This is a genomic window from Paraburkholderia guartelaensis (genome assembly GCF_004353905.1).
Taxonomy (GTDB): domain Bacteria; phylum Pseudomonadota; class Gammaproteobacteria; order Burkholderiales; family Burkholderiaceae; genus Paraburkholderia; species Paraburkholderia guartelaensis.
The window spans coordinates 137,766-161,407 of sequence record NZ_SMOD01000009.1 but is presented as its reverse complement, the minus strand read 5'-3'; the positions used below and the strand labels follow the sequence as shown (position 1 = coordinate 161,407).

Annotated in this window: 18 protein-coding genes, 1 tRNA gene and 2 riboswitches; of the genes, 14 read left to right on the top strand and 5 right to left on the bottom strand. The window is 64.2% G+C overall.

Features of this window, described 5'->3' with window-relative positions; genetic code table 11:
* Positions 1 to 170: 170 nt before the first annotated feature.
* Entirely contained in the window at positions 171 to 629 is a 459-nt protein-coding gene (locus tag E1N52_RS14050; RefSeq protein ID WP_133183375.1) for a hypothetical protein, read from the top strand.
* Positions 630 to 747: 118 nt separating this feature from the next.
* Here the strand turns inward: E1N52_RS14050 and rpsU are convergent, their stop codons facing one another.
* Positions 748 to 960 (bottom strand): 30S ribosomal protein S21, encoded by a 213-nt coding sequence (rpsU, locus tag E1N52_RS14045; RefSeq protein ID WP_004198205.1) that lies wholly within the window; start codon positions 958 to 960, stop codon positions 748 to 750.
* A 388-nt stretch (positions 961 to 1,348) separates the two neighbouring features.
* Positions 1,349 to 2,290, bottom strand: a complete 942-nt coding sequence (locus E1N52_RS14040; RefSeq protein ID WP_133183374.1) for an aldo/keto reductase — start codon at positions 2,288 to 2,290, stop codon at positions 1,349 to 1,351.
* A 373-nt stretch (positions 2,291 to 2,663) separates the two neighbouring features.
* Between E1N52_RS14040 and E1N52_RS14035 the strand changes: the two genes are divergently transcribed.
* From E1N52_RS14035 to E1N52_RS14010, 6 genes are all read left to right on the top strand, one after another.
* Complete coding sequence (locus E1N52_RS14035; RefSeq protein ID WP_133183373.1) at positions 2,664 to 3,860, top strand: flagellin; 1,197 nt, start codon at positions 2,664 to 2,666, stop codon at positions 3,858 to 3,860.
* Between the two features lie 145 nt (positions 3,861 to 4,005).
* Entirely contained in the window at positions 4,006 to 5,589 is a 1,584-nt protein-coding gene (gene fliD, locus E1N52_RS14030; RefSeq protein WP_133183372.1) for a flagellar filament capping protein FliD, read from the top strand.
* Positions 5,590 to 5,612: 23 nt separating this feature from the next.
* Positions 5,613 to 5,912 carry a flagellar protein FliT gene (locus E1N52_RS14025; RefSeq protein ID WP_133183371.1) on the top strand — a complete coding sequence of 100 codons (300 nt, stop codon included), beginning with the start codon at positions 5,613 to 5,615 and terminating at the stop codon, positions 5,910 to 5,912.
* A gap of 268 nt (positions 5,913 to 6,180) precedes the next feature.
* Complete coding sequence (locus E1N52_RS14020; RefSeq protein ID WP_165979379.1) at positions 6,181 to 9,297, top strand: O-linked N-acetylglucosamine transferase family protein; 3,117 nt, start codon at positions 6,181 to 6,183, stop codon at positions 9,295 to 9,297.
* A 93-nt stretch (positions 9,298 to 9,390) separates the two neighbouring features.
* A complete protein-coding gene (locus tag E1N52_RS14015; protein ID WP_133183370.1) occupies positions 9,391 to 10,062 on the top strand; it encodes a class I SAM-dependent methyltransferase in 672 nt (223 codons plus the stop codon).
* 35 nt (positions 10,063 to 10,097) lie between these two features.
* Entirely contained in the window at positions 10,098 to 10,778 is a 681-nt protein-coding gene (locus E1N52_RS14010; protein ID WP_205965610.1) for a CmcI family methyltransferase, read from the top strand.
* A 208-nt stretch (positions 10,779 to 10,986) separates the two neighbouring features.
* On the opposite strand, the gene E1N52_RS14005 is transcribed toward E1N52_RS14010, so the two are convergent.
* Positions 10,987 to 11,062 (bottom strand) — tRNA-Arg (locus E1N52_RS14005).
* Positions 11,063 to 11,369: 307 nt separating this feature from the next.
* On the opposite strand from E1N52_RS14005, the gene E1N52_RS14000 reads away from it, so the two are divergent.
* A complete protein-coding gene (locus tag E1N52_RS14000) occupies positions 11,370 to 12,293 on the top strand; it encodes a c-type cytochrome (protein WP_133183369.1) in 924 nt (307 codons plus the stop codon).
* 91 nt (positions 12,294 to 12,384) lie between these two features.
* On the opposite strand, the gene E1N52_RS13995 is transcribed toward E1N52_RS14000, so the two are convergent.
* Positions 12,385 to 12,966 (bottom strand): hypothetical protein, encoded by a 582-nt coding sequence (locus E1N52_RS13995; RefSeq protein ID WP_133183368.1) that lies wholly within the window; start codon positions 12,964 to 12,966, stop codon positions 12,385 to 12,387.
* A gap of 84 nt (positions 12,967 to 13,050) precedes the next feature.
* Complete coding sequence (locus E1N52_RS13990) at positions 13,051 to 15,141, bottom strand: UvrD-helicase domain-containing protein (RefSeq protein ID WP_069264414.1); 2,091 nt, start codon at positions 15,139 to 15,141, stop codon at positions 13,051 to 13,053.
* Between the two features lie 265 nt (positions 15,142 to 15,406).
* Here E1N52_RS13990 and E1N52_RS13985 point away from each other — a divergent pair, with 265 nt between their 5' ends.
* The 6 genes from E1N52_RS13985 (at position 15,407) to E1N52_RS13960 (ending at position 23,550) form a co-directional block, all read left to right on the top strand.
* Complete coding sequence (locus E1N52_RS13985) at positions 15,407 to 16,462, top strand: oxidoreductase (protein WP_133183367.1); 1,056 nt, start codon at positions 15,407 to 15,409, stop codon at positions 16,460 to 16,462.
* Positions 16,463 to 16,641: 179 nt separating this feature from the next.
* Positions 16,642 to 17,016 (top strand): hypothetical protein, encoded by a 375-nt coding sequence (locus tag E1N52_RS13980; RefSeq protein ID WP_133183366.1) that lies wholly within the window; start codon positions 16,642 to 16,644, stop codon positions 17,014 to 17,016.
* Between the two features lie 214 nt (positions 17,017 to 17,230).
* A riboswitch (glycine riboswitch) is annotated at positions 17,231 to 17,341 on the top strand.
* A 57-nt stretch (positions 17,342 to 17,398) separates the two neighbouring features.
* Positions 17,399 to 17,536: riboswitch (glycine riboswitch) on the top strand.
* A gap of 89 nt (positions 17,537 to 17,625) precedes the next feature.
* Positions 17,626 to 18,744 (top strand): glycine cleavage system aminomethyltransferase GcvT, encoded by a 1,119-nt coding sequence (gene gcvT / locus E1N52_RS13975; protein ID WP_133183365.1) that lies wholly within the window; start codon positions 17,626 to 17,628, stop codon positions 18,742 to 18,744.
* 74 nt (positions 18,745 to 18,818) lie between these two features.
* The gene (gene gcvH / locus E1N52_RS13970) at positions 18,819 to 19,199 is read left to right on the top strand and encodes a glycine cleavage system protein GcvH (protein ID WP_028203325.1); all 381 of its coding nucleotides are present in this window, start codon (positions 18,819 to 18,821) and stop codon (positions 19,197 to 19,199) included.
* A 72-nt stretch (positions 19,200 to 19,271) separates the two neighbouring features.
* Positions 19,272 to 22,235, top strand: a complete 2,964-nt coding sequence (gene gcvP, locus E1N52_RS13965) for an aminomethyl-transferring glycine dehydrogenase (RefSeq protein WP_133183364.1) — start codon at positions 19,272 to 19,274, stop codon at positions 22,233 to 22,235.
* Between the two features lie 136 nt (positions 22,236 to 22,371).
* Positions 22,372 to 23,550 (top strand): alginate lyase family protein, encoded by a 1,179-nt coding sequence (locus E1N52_RS13960; RefSeq protein WP_246089056.1) that lies wholly within the window; start codon positions 22,372 to 22,374, stop codon positions 23,548 to 23,550.
* Positions 23,551 to 23,642 lie beyond the last annotated feature (92 nt).

Genomic DNA, 23,642 nt, shown 5'->3' with positions numbered 1-23,642 from the left:
TTTCATCGCTACGGTGCGCCACCCCACGGTTTTTTACTGGCGTGCCGTTATAACGGGAAGTGAATGCAGGCGTGTCAGGGGAACGGGTGGGAATGCCGGCTGGAAGGCCGGCGGCGCCGCATTAGAAGGGAATTAACCTGTGCCCGGCAGCTGGGCAACAGGGGGTTGAAATGAAAAACGTCCACTTCCTGAGTCATCAGGAGATCTTCGACCGCGCGGTGGCCCATCTCTTTGGCCAGGGGCGCGCGGCACTTCTTCCACACGGCGGCGGCGCCTACCGGGGCGGTGGCTGCGGCGGCGGCTCCGGCAGCGCCCACTGCTACGGCGGCTGCCCGGTCGGCAGCTTCATCCGGCCACGCGACTATATGAGCGCGATGGAAGGCATACCCGTGCGCTACATCGGCCGTGAGACGAGCGACGTCCCGCTCTATATGGATGTAGGTGTGGCCGCGCTGAAAAAGGCGCTGCTGCGCGCCCATATCAATATTTACGACCCCGCTACGATCAATCTGCTGAGTTGCCTGCAGAACGTGCACGACGTGTTCGGCGTATGGGAATGGCGCGACCGCCTTCGCTCGATTGCCGCGCAATTCGGCTTGTCACCCGAACAACTGAAGGACGCCGCCTGATATCGGCCGGCGCGCGCCACGCTTTGGCGCGCGGGTTCTACCCACAAACGCAAACGGCGGCGCAGCTTCTTGCGAAGCATGCGCCGCCGTCTGGCGGAACACCGAAAAGCGAAAAAGCTTAGTGAAGCTTCTTCGGCAGCATCTGGCTGCGCAGGCGCTTGTGCAGGCGCTTCACAGCAGCTGCCTTCTTGCGCTTGCGAACTGCCGTCGGCTTTTCGTAAGCTTGACGCTCACGCAGCTCGGCGATCAGGCCGTTCTTTTCGATTGCACGGCGGAAGCGGCGAATCGCCACTTCGAACGGCTCGTTTTCCTTCAGAAGAATCGTCGTCATGTATTTCCTAACTCAAATCGCTTAATACGGTTCAAAGGCGCGAGCGTCAAAGCCGCTCACGCGCCGGCCCTCCGGTCGTTCGCCACGCTGGGGCTAAACGAGAGGCAAGGCGGCCACGGAGGCCGGAAAAGAGAAGTAGGGGGTTCACAGCGGAACGCGATCAGGTCGACCTTGCTGCAACACACCTGACCGCCGGTTTGCGGCCGCCAACAGTAACGAACACGGCAACAAAACAGGCAAAGATCTCAATTCACTCCCAATGATATCAGGAAAAGAACTGCCTGACCAGGGGTTTCTTGAGTCTACTCAGTGACTTGCGCGGCGTGCCGCCGTCGCCGCGCAAGTCCTGTCGATTAGGACACCTGGATTAATCCCTTTTTCGTGCCCGTCAGGCGCTCGCATCGTTGAGTGCCTGAATGTCGGCCGGATCGAGCTTCAGTCGCACCGCGGCCGCAAGACTCTCCAGCTGATCCAGCGAGGTTGCGCTCGCGATCGGCGCGGTAATGCTCGGGCGCGCGATCAGCCACGCCAGCGCGACCGCCGCAAGCGTGCTGCCGTGACGTTCGGCCACATAGTCGAGCGCCGCGAGAATCCGGATCCCGCGGTGATCGAGATACTTCTCGACGCGCGAGCCGCGCGCGCTCTTCGCGAGATCCTCGCGCGAGCGGTACTTGCCCGAGAGAAAGCCACTCGCGAGGCTGTAATAGGGCACGACCGCAAGCTTCTGCGCCATGGCCACCGGTTCGAGATCGGCCTCGTAGTGAGCGCGGTCGTACAGGTTGTATTCGGGCTGGATGATCTGGTACGCGGGCAGGCCCGACTTCGCCGAAACCGCGAGCGCTTCCTCGATACGCGCGCCCGTGTAGTTCGAGGCGCCGATCACACGCACCTTGCCGGCTTCGATCAGTCGCTGGTACGCACCAAGCGTTTCCTCGAACGTGACTTTCTGGTCGTCCTCGTGCGAGAAGTACACGTCGATGTAATCGGTCTGCAGACGACGCAGCGAATCCTCCACGGCAGCCGCAATGTTGGCGGCGGAAAGACCCGGGCGGCGCGCATCTTTTGCGACCTTCGTTGCGATCACCACCTTGTCGCGCTTGCCGCTCTTCGCGATCCACTTGCCGATGATCGTCTCCGATTCGCCGCCCTGGTTGCCGGGCACCCAGGCCGAGTAGACGTCGGCGGTGTCGATGAAGTTGAGGCCGGCGTCGGTGAAGGCGTCGAGAATCGAGAACGAGGTGGCTTCGTCTGCGGTCCAGCCGAAAACGTTACCGCCGAACATGAGCGGGGCGACCTGCAACGAGGAAGTGCCGATCCTGCGTAGTTCCATGGGGCCTCCAGAAAAAAGGGCGAACGGGGAACCGCTGAGCATACGCCGCCTCGCGGCGCGCTGCAGCCGGCACGGGCGCGCAGCCACCGAAGTGCCGCCAGCGGCGCTGCACTAAACCACACGCGATACCTGCCGTAAACACGCTTGCAAACTGCAAGACGCAGAAATGCGTGAGGGAATCGGGAAGCACGAAGCGCGGCGCTACGGGACTTTTTATGCACCGCGCAATTGAGGTCTCGATTGTCGGTGCTTCCCCTCAAGTTTTTTTTACCCACGCCGACAACCTTCACTGAGGCGGCCAGCAATGAAAGATTGCTTCCGCCGCGGCCATAGTGGCTTGTAACGGGCTTCCAGCCCGCTTAGGAGAATTTCCATGCTCGGAATTAACAGCAACATCAACTCGCTCGTCGCGCAACAGAACCTGACGGGCTCGGGCAGCGCGCTGTCGCAAGCGATCACGCGCCTGTCGTCGGGTAAGCGCATCAACAGCGCAGCTGACGATGCAGCAGGCCTCGCGATTTCGAACATCATGCAGACCCAGATCAACGGTCTGACGCAGGGCGTGTCGAACTCGAATGATGGCGTTTCGCTGGTTCAAACGGCATCGAGCGGCCTCTCGTCGCTGACGAGCAGCCTGCAGCGTATCCGCCAGCTGGCTACGCAAGCAGCTAACGGCTCGATGACCAACGACGACCGCGCAGCACTGCAGCAAGAAGTTTCGCAGCAAGTTTCGGAAATCAACCGTATCGCTTCGCAAACGACGTACAACGGCATGAACGTGCTGAACGGCACGCTCGGTAACGTGTCGTTCCAGGTTGGCGCGAACGTCGGCCAGACGATCAGCCTGAGCCTGACGCAAAACATGTCGGCTGCTTCGATCGGCAGCGGCGTGCCGCAAGCTGGCCAAACGCTCGGCACGTTCACCGGCCTGAGCCTGAACTCGGCTGGTGCTACGGTCGCCGCCTCGGCAGCAACCGTCACCTCCGTCAATGTGGTTTCCGACGGCAGCGGCGGCTTCACGTTCACGGACCAGAACAACCAGGCACTGAGCCAGACGGCTGTCGGCGCTCTGTTCACGGCCACGAACGAAGCCACCAGCACCGGCGGCGGCTTCCAGGGCTCGGGCACGGCGGTCACGCTTACCGACGGCGGCATGTCGGCGGCTATGGCTGCAGCAGCCGGCTCGGCAGGTTCCGCAGCGGCTGCCGCTGCTGCTGTCGCCATGGAAACGCAGATCGGCTCGTACAACGCACCGACGGACGTTGCTAACGTCAACATCAGCACGGCAAGCGGCGCAAGCATGGCCATGGAGTCGATCGACAACGCGCTGAACACGCTGAACAACCTGCAAGCTACGCTCGGCGCAGCACAGAACCGCTTCACGGCAATCGGCACGACGCAGCAAGCTCAGTCGACCGACCTGTCGAGCGCACAGTCGTCGATCCAGGACGCCGACTTCGCTCAAGAAACGGCTAACCTGTCGAAGGCACAAGTTCTGCAGCAAGCTGGTATCTCGGTGCTCGCACAAGCGAACTCGCAGCCGCAGCAGATCCTGAAGCTCCTCCAGTAATACGAGCTTCTCTAGCCCAAGCGTTGCGCGCCCGGCCGCCATACCCGTGAGCGCAACGCAAGCCAATCGGGAGGATCGCCTCCCGATTGGCGTTTTCCAGACTTGAACCGATTCACACTGCAACGCCGACGCACGGAGCCCCTTCATGTCCACCGTATCCAGTTCGACAGCCAGCACGATCGCAAGTAGCGTCGCCGCTACGACCGCAGCGAGCAATGCCGCTTTGCAGGAAGCCGCCCAGTCGATCGTCAGCGGTTCGACCGGCAACTCGTCGATGGACGTGACTTCGCTCGTCACCGCGCTCGTCAATGCAAAAATTGCCGGCCAGGCCGCAACGATCAGCGCCGAGCAGACGCAGGACAACACCGAGATTTCCGCGTATGGCGCGCTTTCCGCTGCGCTTTCCGCACTTCAGGCAGGCCTCTCGCCGCTCTCGGACGGCACGACCCTCAATGCATTCAGCACGACGCTCAGCGGCACCGGCATTACGGCCACCGCAGGCAGCGGCGCGGCAGCCGGGTCCTATTCGCTCGACCTGAAGCAGGTGGCACAGGCTCAGGTGCTCACATCGACCGGCTACGGCGCGACAACGGCGCTCGTCGGATCAGGCGGTTCAGCCACGATGACGTTGACGGTCAACGGCGCCAGCACCACGATTTCGCTGAACAACTCCAACAGCACCGTTGCGGGCATCGCTTCGGCGATCAACTCGGCGACCAACAATCCGGGCGTGACGGCAACGGTCGTCACCGGCGCCGACGGCGCGCACCTCGTGCTGCACTCGACGTCGACCGGTTCGCAGAATGGCATCAGCGTCGCGATCAGCGATTCGAATTCCAGCGACGCCGTGAACAACCTCGCTGTAACGACCACGTCTGGCACGGCAATCACGAGCTCGAGCGCGACTTCCGCCAACCTCACCGCCAACCAGTCGACGATCTCCAACACGACCGGCTGGACGCAGTCCACGGCTGCGCAGGACGCCTATTTCACGATCGACGGCACAGGCGCGACCAGCTCGACGAACACGGTGACCTCCGCGCTCTCCGGCGTCACGCTGAACCTCACCGCATCGGCAGTTGATACGTCGAGCACGGGCAGCGGCGCACAAACGCTCACGGTTGCGCAGAACACGAGCGCGGAATCCAGCGCGATCAACAACTTCGTCACGCTGTACAACACGCTCGTGACGACGATGGCGACGCTCACGTCGTTCAGCTCGACCTCGACGTCGCAAGGCGTGCTGCTCGGCGACTCGACGTTGAACATGATTCAGAACCAGCTCGCGACGATCGTCGCGACGGGCGTGAAGAGCGGCAGCACGACGACCAGCCTCGCTTCGATCGGCATCACGCTGAATTCGGACGGCTCGCTCGCGATCGACAGCGATACGCTGAACACCGCACTGCAGAACAATCAGTCGACCGTGGCAGCGCTGTTCAATTCGACCACCGGCGTGGCCGCCCAGTTGAACAACAACATCACGAGCTATCAGTCGAGCACTGGCGTCATCACGACGCGTACCAACGCGATCCAGACTGACCTGACGAACCTTTCGACGCAGCAGTCGAATCTCGCGGACTACCAGTCGCAGCTCACCAGCATGTACACGGCGCAGTTCACCGCGCTCAACACGCTGATGGCGACGATGAACAGCAACCAGCAGTACCTCACGCAGCTCTTCGGCGGCACGAACAGCGCAGGTGCGCTGGCCACCAACAAGAGCTAAGCGCATCCAGCAGGAGAGACGACATGGAATTCGCAGCGCCCATCGATCGCATCTGGCAGATCACGAAAGACATCGAACAGGCGGCAGCCGTCGGCGAATGGGAGAAGGCGGCCGAGCTCGCGAACGAACGCTCGCCGCTTCTCATGTCGCTCTCCGCGAAGCAAACGGGCGCCGCGCTCGAGGTGCTCAAGCAGGTGCATGCGATCGATGCGCGCATCGCCGCAGAGGCAGAGTCGGCACAAAGCACGCTCAGCGCCGAGTACCGTTCCGCCATGCAGGCCACGCGCAACGTGAACCAGTATCAGCGCGTTGCGCAGTTCTGAAGTAGGGACTGCGCAGAGCGTGCAGGAATAACAAGCAATCATTGCGCCCTTCGGGGCGCATTCGCGTACCTTGGCCCGCCTCGTGCGGGCTTTTGTTTTATGCGCCCTCTGCGCACGCGTCTCGCATCTGACCCCGGCCCCATCTCCGCCCGTTGCTCGCGCCACCGAATTGGCGGGCGTTTTGACGTCAACTCGGCGATTCGTCCCGAGTGAGCGCCCTCGATAATTGCCTTACCTCTGCTAACCGCGGCGCAAGCACGCCTTCGTCATGACCGCTTTTCCAACACCGACCGAAACCACCGCGCTCGCCCCCCAATCGCAAATGGGGGACGATATCCAGCTCGTCATGGAAGCCGGGATCGAACATCATCGCAAGCAGGAATACAGGGAAGCCGAAGCGCTCTACGCCATCGTGCTGGAAGCGGACAGCGATCATGTCGACGCCAATTACCACATGGGCGTGCTGTACATGCAAACGGACCGGCCTGCCGAGGCCGTGCCGCATTTCGAATCGGTGCTCGGACATACGCCGAATTTCGCGCAGCTCTGGGTCTACTACTTCAACGCCCTGACCGCCAGCAACCAGTTCGAAGCCGCTCGGATGGCGCTGGACGTGGCGCGGCAATGCGGCGTTCCCGCGGACGCCATCGAGACGTTGTTGGCTCGTCTGCCCCAGCGTGATTCGGCGCCCGTGCTCGTAGCTGAAACTTCGCACGAGGCCGCAGCGGAGACAACCGAAGCTACGCCAAAGCAGGAAACGCCAGACGCGCCTGCAGCGAAAATCGATCCGCGCCGCGCAAGCGCGACAGAATTGCGTCAGTTTGCAGATCTTTTCAACAACAGAAAGATCGAGGCTGCACTGAAGCTTGCCCGTCGCTTGACAGAGCAAAACCCGTCGCATGGCGAATGCTGGGTTATGCTCACTCACGCCCTGCAGCGCGCAGGCAAGTATGCGGAGTCGGTGACGGCGGCCGAGCGAGCCAGCAGCCTGCTGCCCCACAATCTCCCGGTCCAGATCATGCTGGCCGACGCGCTGCATATCACACGCCAGCCCCAGCGAGCCGTCGCGCAGTGCCGCCAGGCGCTCGAAAAGCATCCCGAGAGTTCAGCACTGCATCGCACGTTGGGTGCCGCCCTGCAGGCAACGGGCCGCGCCGGCGAGGGCATCGCCCAGATGCGCCGCGCCGTGGAACTGGCACCTCGTGACGCTATCGAACTCGACGCGCTGGCTAACGCGCTGAACGAGGATGGCCAGTACGATGAAGCGGAAAGTGCGTTCCGCAAGGCGCTCGAACTCGCGCCGATGCAGGCAGCCACGCACAGCAACCTGCTCTTCTGCCTGATGCACAAGACCGATCTCGACGCAGCAAGCGCATTCGCCGAATTCAGCGAGTTCGGGAAGCGCCAGGAAGCCCCCCTGCGCGCGCAGCGCTCGGCGCACACCAATGATCGGAATCCGTCGCGTCGCCTGCGGATCGGCTTCGTTTCGGGCGACCTGATCAATCACCCGGTCGCCTATTTCTTCCAGTCGATCATCGAGCATCTGGCCCGCGACACAAGCCTGTCACTGCACGTCTATTCGAACTACGTGGTCACAGACGCTTTCACGAATACGATCCGGGAGCACGCGCAAGAGTGGCATGAAGTCTTCGGCATGACGGACGCTGCGGTCGCAGAAAAAATCCGCAAAGACGGCATCGATATCCTGATCGATCTGACCGGCCATACCGGTCGCAACCGTCTCGTGGCATTCGCACACAAGCCCGCGCCCGTCCAGGTGAGCTGGATCGGCAATCCCGCCACGACCGGCCTGACCTCGATCGACTACTACATGTCGGACCGGTTCGTCACGCCGCTCGAGCAGTTCGCCAACTGCTTTTCGGAAAAGCTCGTGTTCCTGCCGGCTCTCGCGCCATTCAAGCCGTACAAGCAGGCGCCGGACGTAAACGAGCTGCCCGCCTTGAAAAACGGCTTCTTGACGTTCGGCAGCTTCAGCCGTCTGGTCAAGATTGGGCCGGAAGTCGTGGCGCTCTGGGCACGCGTGCTTCGCGAGATACCGACTTCTCGCATGCTCATTGGCGCGATCACGTCGGTCGAACAAATGAACAAACTGGCCAAGCTGTTCGCAAGCGAAGGCATCGACGTGAGCCGCATCAGCTTTATGCAGCGCAAGGGCACCGACGTCTACCTGCAACAGCATCAGCAGGTGGATGTCTGTCTCGACGCGTTCCCTTTCGCCGGCTCGACCACGACCATGCACGCCCTCTGGATGGGCGTTCCCACTGTGACCCTGCCCGGCGTTTCGATGGCGAGCCGCGGCAGCACGGGATGGCTCTCGCACCTCGGGCTCAACGAGGCGTTCGTCGCGCGCGACAAGGACGACTTCGTGAGCAAGTGCGTCGCGCTGGCTGACGACCTCGACGCGCTCGCAACGGTACGCCGCGAGTTGCGCCAGCACTGCATGCAGTCGCCCATCATCAGCGCGAGCACGATCGCCAACGCCGTATCGCGTGCGCTGAGAACCATGTGGCAGCGCTGGTGCGACGGGCTTGCACCCGAGCATTTCGAGGTCCTGGCGCAGCCGCAAGATGCGTCGGCGGAGCCAGTTGTCGAGGAGGCGCGTGACGAGCAACGGAGCATTGCGCCGACAGCCGGATCGATCACGTCGATCGACGCAGTGACCGACATCCCCGCAGCGACGAAACCCATCCGTATCATCTGTGGCACCCGTCGCTCCCGAGAGCAGTTCTCGAATGAAACGGCACTTGGCCGCTCGCTGAAGCTCTACGCGCACCTTCCAAACGTCGAACTCCAACTGTTCGACAACAACACGCGTGGACTGTCCAGCATCTACAACACGGCGATCGAAGAGGCGAAGCAGCGTCCGGCCATCCTCGTATTCGTTCACGACGACGTCTGGCTCAACGACTTCTTCTGGACCGAGCGCATCCGCGAATCCCTTGCCCGTTTCGAGGTGGTGGGACTCGCCGGCAACCTGCGCCGTGTGCCGCGCCAGCCTGCATGGGCCTTCGCCACGCCGGATCTGCAGTGGGACGAGCGCAAATATCTGAGCGGAACCGTCGGTCACGGCACGGGTTTTCCGTGCAACATCGCGTCGACCTTCGGGCCTTCCGGACAGGAATGCAAGCTTCTCGACGGCCTTCTGTTGATTGCGGATAGCGATACGCTCGTGAAGAGCGGCCTGCGTTTCGACGAGCAGTTCAAGTTCCACTTCTACGATATGGACTTCTGCCGTCAGGCAGAACTGAAGGGCCTGCGCATGGGTACGTGGCCGCTGAGCGTGGTTCACGAGAGTGGCGGTGCCTTTGGGACACCCACCTGGCGGGAAGGGTACGTGTCTTATTTGGGCAAATATGGAGAGTGAGGCGCGCGGCGGGCGGTAATCGCAACTATCGAAATACCGCCCCTTGTCGAAACGCCTTCACAGCCAGCCTAGCGAAATCCACCGGAGCCTAAATTGGATCAAACTCCCGTCCATCAGCATCACAATCCGGACTTACTTAACCTCATGCCGCAAGGCGCCCGCCGCGTGCTGGAAGTCGGCTGCAGTTCCGGAGCGCTGGCACGCGAATACAAAAAAACGAATCCGGGGGTGCACTACACCGGGATCGAGATTGTCCCGGCTTATGCCGAGATGGCACGTGAACACTGCGACCGCGTAGTCGATGTAGACGTCGAGCGAGTAACTGTCGAGCAAATTCGTTCGGACCTCAATGCCGATTGCTGGGTCTTCGGGGACGTGCTCGAACACCTTCACGATCCTTGGGCACTCCTCAAGAAAATTCGCGGGACGATGGATCGCGGGGGGAGCGTCGTTGCGTGCATTCCGAATGCGCAGCACTGGAGCGTGCAGGCTCGTTTGAGCTTTGGCGACTTCCGGTATCAGGATTCCGGCTTGTTCGACCGCACACATATCCGCTGGTTCACGCGCGTCACGATGCTGGAGATGTTTCGCGACGCGGGGTTTGTCGTCGATGCCGGCAAGGCGCGGATCTTCCACGAGCCGCAACGCGAGGCCTTTTTGCCCGTCATTCGTGCTATGGCGAGCGCAGCGGGTGCCGATGCAAACGCTGCGGTCGAGGACGCGAAGGCGTTCCAGTTCGTGTTCCGGGCGGTTGTACCTTCCTAGTTTTAAGTATTCCCATTCGATGCATCGATCAAGGCATGGAAATGACTGACGGCTTTCTGCACAAGTATTTTCTCAATAATCCGGACAAGCGACTGCATAAGTGGATTCATTACTTTGACATTTATGAGCGCCACTTCGCGCGCTTCAGAAATAAAGCGCCCGTGATGATCGAAATCGGCGTATTTGGCGGTGGATCATTGGCAATGTGGAAGGAGTTCTTCGGAGCCGGATCCAGAATCATAGGGGTCGATATCAATCCTCAGTGCAAGGCCCATGAAGCCGAGGGTATCGAGATTTTCATCGGCAGCCAGGATGACCCTGCGCTAATCGATCAGATCTTCCGCAAATATCCGGAAGTGGACATCGTTCTCGACGACGGAAGCCATGTCATGAATCACATGATCGCTTCCTTCGAGTTGATGTACGACAGGCTTCACAAGAACGGAATTTATATGGTGGAGGACACTCACACCTGCTACTGGCCTGAATATCAGGGCGGCGTAGGGCGGCCAGGGAGTTTTATCGAATTCGCCAAAAACAAGATCGACGAACTGAATGCAGTTCATTCGAGAGGCAATATCCCGATTTCGAGCTTCACGAAGAGTACGGATTACATCGCCTGCTACGACAGCATCGTTGCGTTCGAACGTCGCCCGCAAGGCCACCGGCAAGCACCGATCACTTGCGCCATGGTTGAGAACCCGGCGGCTATCTAATTTCGACATCCCTTGTTATGGCGCTCAATGCGACTGCTTGCGGTCGCCAAGCGCCATCTCCCGCACCCACGGCGTTCATGCAGGAAAAGCCGCGTCAACGGCATTTCTGAATTCGCAGCCGGCCGGATCGAGCACGTCTCGCCTGGGCGAGGCAAATACCCGCACGGCATGCGCGGCGTAGAAAATCGCGGAGAGCTTTAGCAGACTTTGGCGCGCCCGGCTGGGATCGAACCAGCAACCCCTGCCTTCGGAGGGCAGTACTCTATCCATTGAGCTACGGGCGCGTTGATTTGCTGGCGCCGCCGACTGACCGAAGAATACGGAAAAGGCAGCGCCGAAGAGAGACCGAGAGAATAACCGGTTTCGGTTAAACCGTCCACCGCACGGGTTATTGGGGGCCGCATCGCCATCGGACACTACCGCGCTGGCCGCCAGCCCGCCCGCTCCGGGTAAACGCCCGCTGAACTACGTCCGCGCCCACCCACCAGCCGGAAAACCTTCCGTCTATAATCGTCGGTGTTTGATCTGCCGCATGGCCATTGCCGTCCTGCTGTACCGCTCACCATAAAACCAACGGGAGTCGAGACAAGCATGAGCGAAGCACCCCACGGAGCCCCGATCAAAACGCCCGGCCAGCTGATCGCCGCTGTCATCGCCGGGTTTGCCGTCCCCATCGTCATCATCATTCTGCTCGCCTATTACGTCGACAACACGACGCGCACCGGCGCGGGCACCGACGAACTCTCCACCCAGCAGGTCGCCGCGCGCATCGCGCCGGTCGCGCAGGTCAACGTGCGCGACGCCAATGCGCCACGCGTCTACAAGACCGGCGAGCAGGTCTTTCAGGCTGTCTGCTCGGCGTGTCACGCCTCGGGCGCCGCCGGTGCGCCGAAGTTCGGCAACTCGGGCGACTGGGCGCCGCGTATCGCCCAGGGCTTCGACACGCTCTGGAAGACGGCGCTCTCCGGCAAGGGCGCGATGCCCCCGCGCGGCGGCACGAGCCCGGACGACTACAGCGATTACGAAATCGGCCTCGCCGTCGCCTATATGGCGAACCACGCCGGCGCGAACTTCCAGGATCCGCCCAAGCCCGCGCCAGGCGCGGCCAATGCAGCCACTGCGGCTTCGGGCGCGGCGGCCGCTGCACCGGCCTCGGGTGCGTCGGGCGCCGATGCGAACGCCGCCCAGGCGCAAGCCGCCGCAGCGGCGATCGCGGCCATCCCGCAGGCTTCGTCCGCTCCCGCGGCCGGTGGCGACTCGCAAAGCGCCGACGCCTCGCAGGCGGGCAAGGCGCTCTATCAGCAGGTTTGCCAGGCGTGTCACGCCGCGGGCGTGCTGGGCGCGCCGAAATTCGGCAACAAGGCCGACTGGGCGCCGCGCCTCAAGGACCCGATGGACACCGTCTACAACTACGCGCTGCACGGCAAGGGCCAGATGCCTCCCAAGGGTGGCTCGACGGCATCGGACGCCGACGTCAAGGCCGCCGTCGACTACATGGTCAGCGCGGCGAAGTAAGCGCCCCGCGCGCCAAAGCGCAAAACGATCCCCGCCCGTAGCGATACGGCGCGGGGATTTTTATATCCGTCGCTGAAAAGGCAGTCGCGCGTCAGCGCACGGGACGCGCAAATTCGCGGGCAAAGGCGAACGCACCCGAAGCGTCCCCGGCAAGCGCGCCATAACGCGCAGCCAGTTCGGCGGGAGCGAGCCACGGATAGCTCAAGCCCTCTTGCAGGCGCTCGAGCCGCGCACCGGCCGGGTCGTCGATCACGTCCATCCGGGCAATGTGAATGTGGAATGCCGCAACGCGCGGCGCGATGTCGTTCGCATCGAAAGTCCAGCGATACGTGCCGTGACCAATGCGCAGCGCACCCGCCGCGTCCTCGCGCATCACGACGAGCCAGGGCAGCGCTTCGATCGTGCGCTCGCGCGCAACGAGCGCAGTGGCCTCGCAAAGGTAGTAGGTGCGGCAGCGCGAATAGCGCTCACCGAAATCGCTGACCAGCGTCTTCGCGATCGCTTCGGCGCCGACGCTACGCGCCGGAAATGCGATATTCGGTGTGGCCAGCGAGAACGTCAGCTCGGCACCCGGGGCGAATGCTTCGTGAATCCGTGCGGGCTTCGTGTTGTCCTTCGCGTCGATATACGTTTCAAGCGCGTGACGGTAATGCTGGAGTAATGGATCTTCCATCGGCGGCAGCGAGCGGGACAGGGGCGTTCACTCTACTGCCGCCCTCATCCCCAAAAAACAATCACCCGCTATACGCAAGGGTCATCAGCCCTTCTGCAACAACGCCTTGAGACTCGCCAACCGGTCCTTCGGCGTCATCGGCGCTTCTTCGGCGGTCGGCGGCGGCGCATCGTCCAGGCCCATTTCCGGTATGAAGCGCGACGCCTCGCACACCACGGTCTCGCGCGCCCGCTTACGCTTCTTGCACCAGTTCAGATGCAGGCTGCGCTGCGCGCGCGTGATCGCCACGTACATGAGGCGGCGCTCTTCCTCGATGCGCCCTTCGTCGATCACGTCGTCTTCCGAGCCGCCGCGGTGCGGCATGATCCCCTCTTCCACGCCCACCAGGAACACGTGCGGGTACTCCAGTCCCTTCGAAGCATGCACGGTTGAAAGCCGCACGGCGTCCGGGTCTTCTTCCTTGCCTTCGAGCATCGACATCAGCGCGACGGTCTGGATCAGGCCCATGAGGTTCTTGCCGGTGTCGGCGAGGCCGTCGGCATTGTCATAACCGGTGGCTTCGCTGTCCTCGCCGATCTCCTGCTCGGGCTTCGTGCCCTTGCGCTTGAGCCATTCGAGGAATTCGAGCACGTTCTGCCACTTCGACTGCGCCTGGCGCTCGTCGAAGGCGTCGTAGAGATACGCCTCGTAGTGAATCGCGTCCATGAGGTCGTCGAGCACGACCGTCGCCGGGTCCTTCTGCGCGCGCTCGGCGAGACGCTGCATGAAGTCGCAGAACACGCGCATCGGCTCGACCTGGCGCGCCGAAAGCCGCGCCTCGATACCGCCCATGTACACGGCCTCGAACAGCGACACCTTCGCCTGCCCTGCGAACGACCCGAGCGCTTCGAGCGTCGTATTGCCCACGCCACGGCGCGGCGTGGTGATCGCGCGGATAAACGCGGGATCGTCGTCGTGATTGGCGATCAGGCGCAGGTAAGCGCAGATGTCCTTGATCTCGGCCTTGTCGAAGAACGACTGGCCGCCCGAGAGCACGTAGGGAATGCGCTCGCGGCGCAGCACCTGCTCGAAGATGCGCGCCTGGAAGTTGCCGCGATACAGAATCGCGTAGTCGCGAAACTGCGCACGGCGCTCGAACTTGTGCGCCGAAAGCCGGAACACGACCGACTCGGCTTCGTGCTCTTCGTCGTTGCAGGGCGTGACGGTGATGGTGTCGCCCATGCCGTGCTCGGACCACAGCTTCTTCTCGAAGAGCTTCGGATTGTTCGCGATGACGTTGTTCGCCGCCGTGAGAATGCGCACCGTCGAGCGGTAGTTCTGCTCGAGCTTGATGACGTGCAGCTTCGGAAAGTCCTTGCCGAGCTGCGCCAGGTTTTCGAGCGTGGCGCCGCGCCAGCCGTAGATGGCCTGATCGTCGTCGCCCACGGCCGTAAACGCCGCGCGCGGACCCGCCAGCAGTTTCAGCAGTTCGTACTGGCAGGCGTTGGTGTCCTGGTACTCGTCGACGAGCAGGTAGCGCAGCTTGTTCTGCCAGCGGTCGCGCACCTGCTCGTTCTTCGCGAACAGCTCGGCAGGCAGGCGGATCAGGTCGTCGAAGTCCACCGCCTGATAGGCGTGCAACGTCGCCATGTAGTTGCGGTAGACGATGGCCGCCTGGTGCTCGTCCTCGTTCGAGGCCGTGGACAGCGCCTGCTCGGGCATCACGAGACCGTTCTTCCAGAGCGAGACGATCGACTGGATCTTGCGGATGAAGCCCTTGTCCGTCGAGCCCACCTGCTCCTGGATCATGGCGAAGCAGTCGTCGGCGTCCATGATCGAAAACTGGGGCTTCAGGCCCAGGTGTTCCGCCTCCTGGCGCAGGATCTGCACGCCGAGCGAGTGGAACGTGCAGACCGTCAGCTGGTTGGTCGGCACCTTGCGGCCTTCCTTGCCGGGTGTGGTGAGCGTCTTGCCTTCGAGCAGCTTGCCCACGCGCTCGCGCATTTCGGCGGCGGCCTTGTTGGTGAAGGTGACGGCGGCGATATGGCGCGGCTCGAAGCCTTTCGCTTCGATGAGGTGCGCGATCTTCTGCGTGATGACACGCGTCTTGCCGCTGCCCGCGCCGGCGAGCACGAGACAGGGACCGTCGAGATAGCGCACCGCTTCGTTTTGGGCGGAATTGAGGCCTGCGGACATCGTTGCTGGATTGGAAAAACGGGTGGTACGGCTGGGAGGCGTGCGGACGGGGCGTTTGGCCTCTCGTGACGCCGCACGGCGCGAGGCGTGCGAACGTCGCAGCAGCCTCTCACGCGGGAGGTGCGATGTTAACACGGCGCAGCGATGCGCCGATGGCGCCCCGGATGTTCCTCATCCGTCCCTCGCCTCGTGCCACGCGCTCTGCGCGCCGTGCCACAATAACGGGCTCCCGCCACCCGCACTTGCTGGAAAGAGGAAGCGCTAAATGACTGCACCGCAACCGCTGCAAATCGGCCTGATGGGCTACGGCTTCGCCGGCCAGACTTTCCACGCCCCCGTGATCGCGCATAGCGGCGCCGCGCAGCTCGCCGCCATCGCCACGAGCCAGGCCGAACGCGCCCAGGCCGACTATCCCGACGCCGCGATCGTGCCCGACCTCGACGCGCTGCTCTCGATCGACGCCATCGAATGCGTCGTGATCGCCACGCCCAACGACACGCACTACGACCTGGCGCGGCGCACGCTCGAGCGCGGCAAGCACGTACTGGTCGACAAGCCGGTCACGCTCACGGCCGAGGAAGCGCGCACGCTCGCGGCCATCGCGAAGCAGCGCGGCCTCGTGTTCGCGCCGTTCCACAACCGCCGCTGGGATGGCGATTTCCTCACCGTGCGCGAGCTGATCGAGCGCGGCGAACTCGGGCGCATCACGCATTACGAATCGCATTTCGACCGCTTCCGCCCGCAAGTGAAACAGCGCTGGCGCGAAGACGCCACGCGCGGCGGCGGCCTGCTCTACGATCTCGGCCCGCATCTGATCGACCAGACGCTCGCGCTCTTCGGCGTACCCGAGTCGATCACCGCGTTCGTGCACACGCGCCGCGAAAACGCGAGCGCGCCGGATTACGCGCACCTCGTGCTGCGCTATCCGCACCACGACGCCGTGCTGCACGCCAGCGCGCTCGCCGCGTACGCGCCGCGCTTCGCGATTCACGGCACGCGCGGCAGCTATCTGAAGAATGGGCTCGACACCCAGGAAGATCAGCTCAAGGACGGCCTGCGCCCCGGTCAGCCCGGTTTCGGCGCGGGCAACGAGACCGGCCGCCTGCACGTGCTGCGCGACGACGGCCAGGAAGCCGATCTCGAAGTTCCGAACGGCGCGGGCAACTACGCCGATCTGTACCGCGCGCTGGCCGCGGCGATCCGCGAAGGCAAGCCGTTCCCGGTGAGCCCGCAGGACGCCATCGACGTCATGACGCTGATCGAACTCGCCATGCAAAGCGCGAAGGACGGCCGCACGCTGGCGTTCGTGCGCCAGTCCTGATCGCGCCGGCTCGCGCTTTTCGCTGCGGCGTCGACCTTGCATTTCGCCGACGCCGCTGAAAGGTCCATACAAATGGTTACATCTGGTTGCCGCCATGGGGTCATCACGCGGCAATAGCCAGACGTTTGTGGACATGCAGGACCAAAAAAGCAGCAACGACAAGACAAAGGAGAGTCTGAATGACCCGCTACACCCACGCTCTACGCCTTATCGCCGCCGGCGCGCTCGTCTCGACCCTCGCGGCGTGCGTGGTCAGCCAGCCGGCGCCGCGCCCCGCTCCGCCGCCCCCGCCCGGTCCGAATCCGCACGAAGTCGCCGTCGATCGCCTGCATCAGGTCGACAACCGCATCGATAACCTGGGCCACCGCATCGACATGCGCGTGAGCCAGGGCTACTACCCGCCGCCCCAGGGCGGCGCGCTCCACCACCGCCTCGACACGATCCGCGGCGAAGCGCACGACATGGCCGCGCAGCACGGCGGCGGCATCTCGCCCGACGAGCAGCGTGTGCTGAACCAGGAACTCGACACGGCCGCTCGCGCCATCGGCGAGTAAGCGTTAAGCGCAACAAATCCCGGCACGGACCGCCCGCTCGCGGTTCGTGCCGCACCATCTGGCCGACCCGAACCGCCCCCGTTTTTCCCCGGCGCCATGCATGGCGCGCTGCCGATCCGCGCAAGCCAATACCAGCAAGCCTCACGCCCCTTCGCTCGGACCGCGCAGAGAATTTTTCCGCATTGACATAGCCCCGAGGCGTCGCGCACAATCGCTGCGCGCGCCGGGAGAGCGCGCCGTTTGCCTTAGCTCGCTTTCGCTAGTGCAACCGGCGCCGCCGAAGGGGCAACCCACAAACTCTCAGGCAAAAGGACCGTGCGCGCCGGACCGCTGATTCGCTGCATTTGCGCTTTTTGCGCGAGATGACGCGAAGCGGCACACAGTCCGCAACTCTGGAGAGCGGCAGTAGAACGGGCGGCGGCGGATCGTAACCCCCACGCGTTCAGGCTGCCCACCGAAGGGGCGCGCGCCAACCGCAGCACGGCGCAATCTCTCAGGTACCGAGGACAGAGGGGCCATGCAAGAACCGACCACGGGCATCGTGCCTGCGGCGCTTCCTGCATGGCCTTTTTCGTTTTCGCGCGACTATTCGCGACCGCCTGAGGCCCCATGACCGAACTCAAACGCACCCCGCTGAACGACACGCACCGCGCGCTGAACGCCCGCATGGTCGACTTCGGCGGCTGGGACATGCCCGTCAACTACGGCTCGCAGATCGACGAGCATCGCGCCGTGCGCACCGATGCCGGCATGTTCGACGTCTCGCACATGTGCGTCGTCGACTTTTCGGGCCCGAAGGCGCGCGAGTTCTTCTCCCGCGCGCTCGCCAACAACGTCGCCAAGCTGACCACGCCGGGCAAGGCACTCTACTCGTGCATGCTGAATCCCGAAGGCGGCGTGATCGACGACCTGATCGTCTACTTCTTCGCCGACGACCAGTTCCGCACCGTCGTCAACGCCGGCACGGCCGAAAAAGACATCGCCTGGTTCGAGAAGCTCAACGCCGAAGGCGGCTTCGGCCTCACCATCACGCCGCGCCGCGATCTCGCGATCGTCGCCGTGCAAGGCCCGAACGCGCGCGAAAAGGTCTGGCAGGTCGCGCCCTCGTCGCGCAGCGCCACCGAAGTTCTCAAGCCCTTCAACGCCGCGAAGGTTGAAGCCACGCCGTTCGGCGAGCTGATGATCGCGCGCACGGGCTACACCGGCGAAGACGGCTTCGAAATCGTGGTGCCCGCCGCCGCCGTTTGCGAACTTTGGGACGCCCTGCAGCGCCAGGGCGTGAAGCCGTGCGGCCTCGGCGCGCGCGACACGCTGCGCCTCGAAGCGGGCATGAACCTCTACGGTCAGGACATGGACGACGGCGTCTCGCCGCTCGACGCCGGCCTCGCCTGGACCGTCGACATGAAGGAGCCGCGCGACTTCGTCGGCCGCCCGGCGCTGGAGGCGAACGGTTCGCGTTCGGCCTTCGTCGGCCTGATCCTGCAGAAGGAAAACGGCAAGGCCGGCGGCGTGCTGCGCGCGCACCAGAAAGTGCTCACGCCGCACGGCGAGGGCGAGATCACGAGCGGCACGTTCTCGCCGAGCATGCAGGAATCCATCGCCTTCGCGCGCGTGCCAAAGGGCGTGCAGCCGGGCGATGTCGTGCAGGTGCAGATCCGTGACAAAGCCCTTCCCGCAAGCGTGGTAAAACTGCCCTTCGTGCGCAACGGCAAGGTGCTCGCCGCCTGATCCACGAGGATCCTGCCCGCGCGCACGCCCCCCCTTTTCGAGCAACAAAAACCGAACCACGCACTGGAGCAACCATGAGCATCCCGGCCGATCTGAAATACACCGAATCGCACGAGTGGATCCGCACCGAAGCCGACGGCACGCTGACCATCGGCATCACCGACCACGCGCAGGAAGCGCTCGGCGACATCGTCTTCCTCGAACTGCCTGAAGCGGGCCGCGCCGTCACCGCCGGCGACGCCGTTGCCGTGATCGAGTCGGTCAAGGCCGCCTCGGACATCTACGCGCCGGTCGCAGGCGAAATCATCGAAGCGAACACGTCGCTCGTCGACACGCCCGACCAGGTGAACGGCGCGCCGTACGAGTCGTGGCTCTTCAAGATCAAGCCCGCCGCCGACGCCAAGCTCGACTCGCTGATCGACGCCGCCGCCTACGAAAAGGCGATCGGCGCTTAAATCGCAACCTTGCCTTAACCGCCATGGCGCGGCGGCGCGCTCAGAACGCCGCCCGCGCCCGCAGGAATCCCTATGAAGCTCGAACACCCGGATCGTCTGATGAACTCCCCGCTCTCGCTTGCTGCACTTGAAGCGCACGACGCTTTCGCCGCCCGCCACATCGGCCCCGACACGGCCGACCAGCAGGCGATGCTCGACGCGCTCGGCTTCGCCTCGCGCGCCGCGCTGATCGATGCGGTGATTCCGGCGAAGATCCGCCGCAACGAGACGCTGCCGCTCGGGCCGTTCTCGCAGCCGCGCTCGGAAGCCGAGGCGCTCGCCGCCCTGCGCGCGCTCGCGGACAAGAACCAGGTGTTCCGCTCGTATATCGGGCAGGGCTACTACGACACGCACACGCCGGCCGTCATCCTGCGCAACGTGCTCGAAAACCCGGCGTGGTACACCGCGTACACGCCGTACCAGCCGGAAATTTCACAGGGCCGCCTCGAAGCCCTGCTGAACTTCCAGCAGATGATCACCGACTTGACCGGCCTCGCAATTTCGAACGCGTCGCTGCTCGACGAAGCCACCGCCGCCGCCGAAGCCATGACGCTCGTGCAGCGCGTGGGCAAGTCGAAGTCGAACGTCTTCTTCGTCGCCGACGACGTGCTGGCGCAGACCATCGAAGTCGTGAAGACGCGCGCGAAGCCGATCGGCATCGAGGTGAAGGTCGGCCCGGCCGCTGAAGCGGCCAATGCAGGCGCCTTTGGCGTGCTGCTGCAATATCCGGGCGTGAACGGCGACGTGCGCGACTACCGCGCGCTCGCGCAAGCCGTGCACGCAGCCGGCGGCGCGGTGATCGCCGCCGCCGACCTGCTCGCGCTGACCATGCTCACGCCGCCGGGCGAATGGGGCGCGGACGTGGCCGTGGGCAACTCGCAGCGCTTCGGCGTGCCGATGGGCTTCGGCGGCCCGCACGCCGCCTACCTCGCGGTGAAGGACGAATTCAAGCGCCAGATGCCGGGCCGTCTCGTCGGCGTGACCATCGACGCGCAAGGCAACCCGGCGCTGCGCCTCGCGCTGCAAACGCGTGAACAGCACATCCGCCGCGAGAAGGCGACCTCGAACGTCTGCACGGCGCAGGCGCTGCTCGCGATCATGGCGAGCATGTACGCCGTCTACCACGGCCCGCAAGGCTTGAAGCGCATTGCGCAGCGCGTGAACCGCGTCGCCGCGATCCTCGCCGCGGGCGCGAAGCAGCTTGGCTACACGCTCGTGAACGAAGCGTTCTTCGACACGCTCACGTTTGAAGCCGGCCCCCGTACCCAGGCGCTGCACGACGCGGCCCTCGCGCGCGGCATGAACCTGCGCCACGTGAGCGAGACCCGTGTGGGCGTGTCCGTCGACGAAACCACCTCGCGCGCCGATCTGGCCGATCTGCTCGCCGTGTTCGCGCAAGCCGCGTTCGCCGGTGAATCGCCGTCGGTCGACAAGCTCGACGCCGAACTCACGCAAGCCGCCGCGTTGACGTTCCCGGCCGCGCTGGCGCGCGAAAGCGCGTACCTCACGCATCCGGTGTTCAACCGTCACCATTCCGAAACGGAAATGCTGCGCTACCTGCGCAGCCTCTCCGATAAGGACCTCGCGCTCGACCGCTCGATGATCCCGCTCGGCTCGTGCACGATGAAGCTAAACGCGACCTCGGAAATGCTGCCGGTCACGTGGCCCGAATTCGGCCGCATCCACCCGTTCGCGCCTGCCGAGCAGACGGTTGGCTATCGCGAGATGGTTGATCAGCTCGAACAGATGCTCGTGGCCGCAACCGGCTACGCCGCTGTTTCGCTGCAGCCGAATGCCGGCTCGCAGGGCGAGTACGCGGGCCTGCTCATCATCCAGGCGTACCACGCCTCGCGCGGCGAAGCCGATCGCAACGTCTGCCTGATCCCCGCTTCGGCGCACGGCACGAACCCCGCTTCGGCGCAGATGGCCGGCATGCAGGTCGTGGTCGTGGCTTGCGACGCGCAAGGCAACATCGATCTCGGCGACCTCAAGGCCAAGGCCGAACAGCATGCGGCGAAGCTCGCGGCAATCATGATCACGTATCCGTCCACGCACGGAGTGTTCGAAGAGAACGTGCGCGAAGTCTGCGAGATCGTGCACGCAGCGGGCGGCCAGGTGTACGTGGACGGCGCGAACATGAACGCCATGGTGGGTCTGGCGGCGCCGGGCCAGTTCGGCGGCGACGTCTCGCACCTGAACCTGCACAAGACCTTCTGCATTCCGCACGGCGGTGGCGGCCCGGGCGTCGGTCCGGTCGCGGTGGGCGCGCACCTTGCGCAGTTCCTGCCGAACCAGCTTTCGTCGGGCTACAAGCGCGACGATCACGGCATCGGCGCGGTGAGCGCGGCGCCTTACGGCTCGGCTTCGATCCTGCCGATCTCGTGGATGTACATCGCCATGATGGGCGCGGCCAACCTGACCGCAGCGACCGAAAACGCGATCCTCAACGCGAACTACGTGGCGAACAAGCTCGCGCCGCACTTCCCCGTGCTCTACAGCGGCCCGGGCGGGCTCGTCGCGCACGAGTGCATTCTCGACCTGCGCCCCATCAAGGATGCAAGCGGCATCACCGTGGACGATGTGGCCAAGCGCCTGATGGACTACGGCTTCCACGCGCCGACGATGAGCTTCCCGGTGCCGGGCACGCTGATGGTCGAGCCGACCGAGTCGGAGTCGAAGGAGGAGCTCGATCGCTTCATCGACGCGATGGTTGCCATCCGCGAGGAAATCCGCGCTGTGGAGGATGGCCGCGCAGACAAGGAAGACAACCCGCTGCGCCACGCGCCGCACACGGCCGCCGTGGTGGTCGCCGACGACTGGAAGCACGCCTACTCGCGCGAGCAGGCCGCCTACCCGGTCGCATCGCTCGTCGCGCGCAAGTACTGGCCGCCGGTTGGCCGCGCCGACAACGCTTACGGCGACCGCAATCTGTTCTGCTCGTGCGTGCCGCTTAGCGAATATGCGGGCGAACATGCAGACGAAACCGCCGGCGAATAAGCCGCTGTGAAGCCGCTGCGTGACCTTCGGCTCACGCGGCGGCGGTCATCCCTCTCACATTTGCCGCCGCAAACCGCTAACATCACACACCTGTCAGCCTTGAATCAGGGAGTCGCGCATGGCGCGGAAGGTGCGAATGGTTCCATTGCGGGACTCGGTGCGGGACTTGCCGCATGCCGCAACGCGGAATTCGGTCCGGCAGACCCGGCACGCGCGGGGTGCGCTGCAACGCCGCCCGCAGCGCCTTGCCGCTGCGTTGGCGCTTGCCTGCGCGACCTTCACCGGCACCTTCGCCGGCACGGCCCAAGCGGCCATGAACTTCTGCGCGGCCCCCGCGCTGCAATCGAGCGAGCGCACCAACTCCGACCCGGGCGTGAAGGCGCTCGTGGCCGAGGTGCTGACGCACGTGAACGACACGCCGCGTCCGCTGCCGCGCCTGCACACCGAGGGCACGCTGCCGCACGAGGGCATCTACGACCAGAGCGTCGAAGCCGCGAAGGAACTCGACCTCATGCGCAACGCCGCGCTCGCGTGGCGCGCGACGAGCGACGAGCGCTTCCTGAAGCTCGTGGACCGCTTTCTGCTCGCCTGGGTCACCACGTACAAGCCGAGCTTCAATCCCATCGACGAAACGCGTTTCGAAGGGCTGATCCTCGCCTACGACATGACCGCGAGCGCGCTGCCCGTGAAAACGCGCAACGCGACCATGCAGTTCCTGAACAGCTTCGCGACCGGCTATATCGCGCAGATCGACGCGCAGCCGCGCCCGCTCAAGGGAAATTTCGCGAACAACTGGCAGAGCCATCGGGTCAAACTGATAGCGATGATCGCGTTCACGCTCGACAACCGGAAGATGATCGCGACGGCGCAGCGGCTCTTCGTGGAGCATCTCGGCGACAACGTCGCGCCCGACGGCTCGACACTCGACTTCTCCGAGCGCGACGCACTGCACTACGTGACCTACGATTTGCAGCCGCTCGTGACCGCCGCGCTCGCCGCGCGCCGCCACAACCGCAACTGGCTGACCGAACGCGCGGCCAACGGCGCGACGCTCGCGGGCGCGCTCGACTGGCTCACGCCGTATGCGCTCGGCCAGAAAACGCACGAGGAATTCGTGCATTCGAACGTACCGTTCGACGCGAAGCGGCGCGAAGCGGGTCTGCCGGGCTACACCGGCCAGTGGGACCCGAAAAACGCCGCCGAACTGTTTCACCTTGCGGCGCGACTCGACGGCCGCTTCGCGCCAGTCGCGCTGAAACTCGCGCCCACGCCGCCCGCGTGGCTCGCCGTCTGTCTGCCGTTGCCGGCGCGGTAAAACGCGCGCGGGTTGCGGCGGCGGCACGGAAATAACGATGCCGCGGAACGCGCCGCATCCCTACAAACCAACGTCAGACAAGCAGGAGCAGT

What these genes read in the sequence shown, in the direction of transcription:
- gcvH (WP_028203325.1), top strand. Translation starts at nt 18,819, where the DNA reads ATGAGCATCCCGGCCGATCTGAAATACACCGAATCGCACGAGTGGATC.
- E1N52_RS13985 (WP_133183367.1), top strand. Translation starts at nt 15,407, where the DNA reads ATGACTGCACCGCAACCGCTGCAAATCGGCCTGATGGGCTACGGCTTC.
- E1N52_RS14040 (WP_133183374.1), bottom strand. Translation starts at nt 2,290, where the DNA reads ATGGAACTACGCAGGATCGGCACTTCCTCGTTGCAGGTCGCCCCGCTC.
- gcvT (WP_133183365.1), top strand. Translation starts at nt 17,626, where the DNA reads ATGACCGAACTCAAACGCACCCCGCTGAACGACACGCACCGCGCGCTG.
- E1N52_RS13960 (WP_246089056.1), top strand. Translation starts at nt 22,372, where the DNA reads ATGGTTCCATTGCGGGACTCGGTGCGGGACTTGCCGCATGCCGCAACG.
- E1N52_RS13990 (WP_069264414.1), bottom strand. Translation starts at nt 15,141, where the DNA reads ATGTCCGCAGGCCTCAATTCCGCCCAAAACGAAGCGGTGCGCTATCTC.
- E1N52_RS13980 (WP_133183366.1), top strand. Translation starts at nt 16,642, where the DNA reads ATGACCCGCTACACCCACGCTCTACGCCTTATCGCCGCCGGCGCGCTC.
- E1N52_RS13995 (WP_133183368.1), bottom strand. Translation starts at nt 12,966, where the DNA reads ATGGAAGATCCATTACTCCAGCATTACCGTCACGCGCTTGAAACGTAT.
- rpsU (WP_004198205.1), bottom strand. Translation starts at nt 960, where the DNA reads ATGACGACGATTCTTCTGAAGGAAAACGAGCCGTTCGAAGTGGCGATT.
- fliD (WP_133183372.1), top strand. Translation starts at nt 4,006, where the DNA reads ATGTCCACCGTATCCAGTTCGACAGCCAGCACGATCGCAAGTAGCGTC.
- E1N52_RS14010 (WP_205965610.1), top strand. Translation starts at nt 10,098, where the DNA reads ATGGAAATGACTGACGGCTTTCTGCACAAGTATTTTCTCAATAATCCG.
- E1N52_RS14050 (WP_133183375.1), top strand. Translation starts at nt 171, where the DNA reads ATGAAAAACGTCCACTTCCTGAGTCATCAGGAGATCTTCGACCGCGCG.
- gcvP (WP_133183364.1), top strand. Translation starts at nt 19,272, where the DNA reads ATGAAGCTCGAACACCCGGATCGTCTGATGAACTCCCCGCTCTCGCTT.
- E1N52_RS14020 (WP_165979379.1), top strand. Translation starts at nt 6,181, where the DNA reads ATGACCGCTTTTCCAACACCGACCGAAACCACCGCGCTCGCCCCCCAA.
- E1N52_RS14000 (WP_133183369.1), top strand. Translation starts at nt 11,370, where the DNA reads ATGAGCGAAGCACCCCACGGAGCCCCGATCAAAACGCCCGGCCAGCTG.
- E1N52_RS14025 (WP_133183371.1), top strand. Translation starts at nt 5,613, where the DNA reads ATGGAATTCGCAGCGCCCATCGATCGCATCTGGCAGATCACGAAAGAC.
- E1N52_RS14035 (WP_133183373.1), top strand. Translation starts at nt 2,664, where the DNA reads ATGCTCGGAATTAACAGCAACATCAACTCGCTCGTCGCGCAACAGAAC.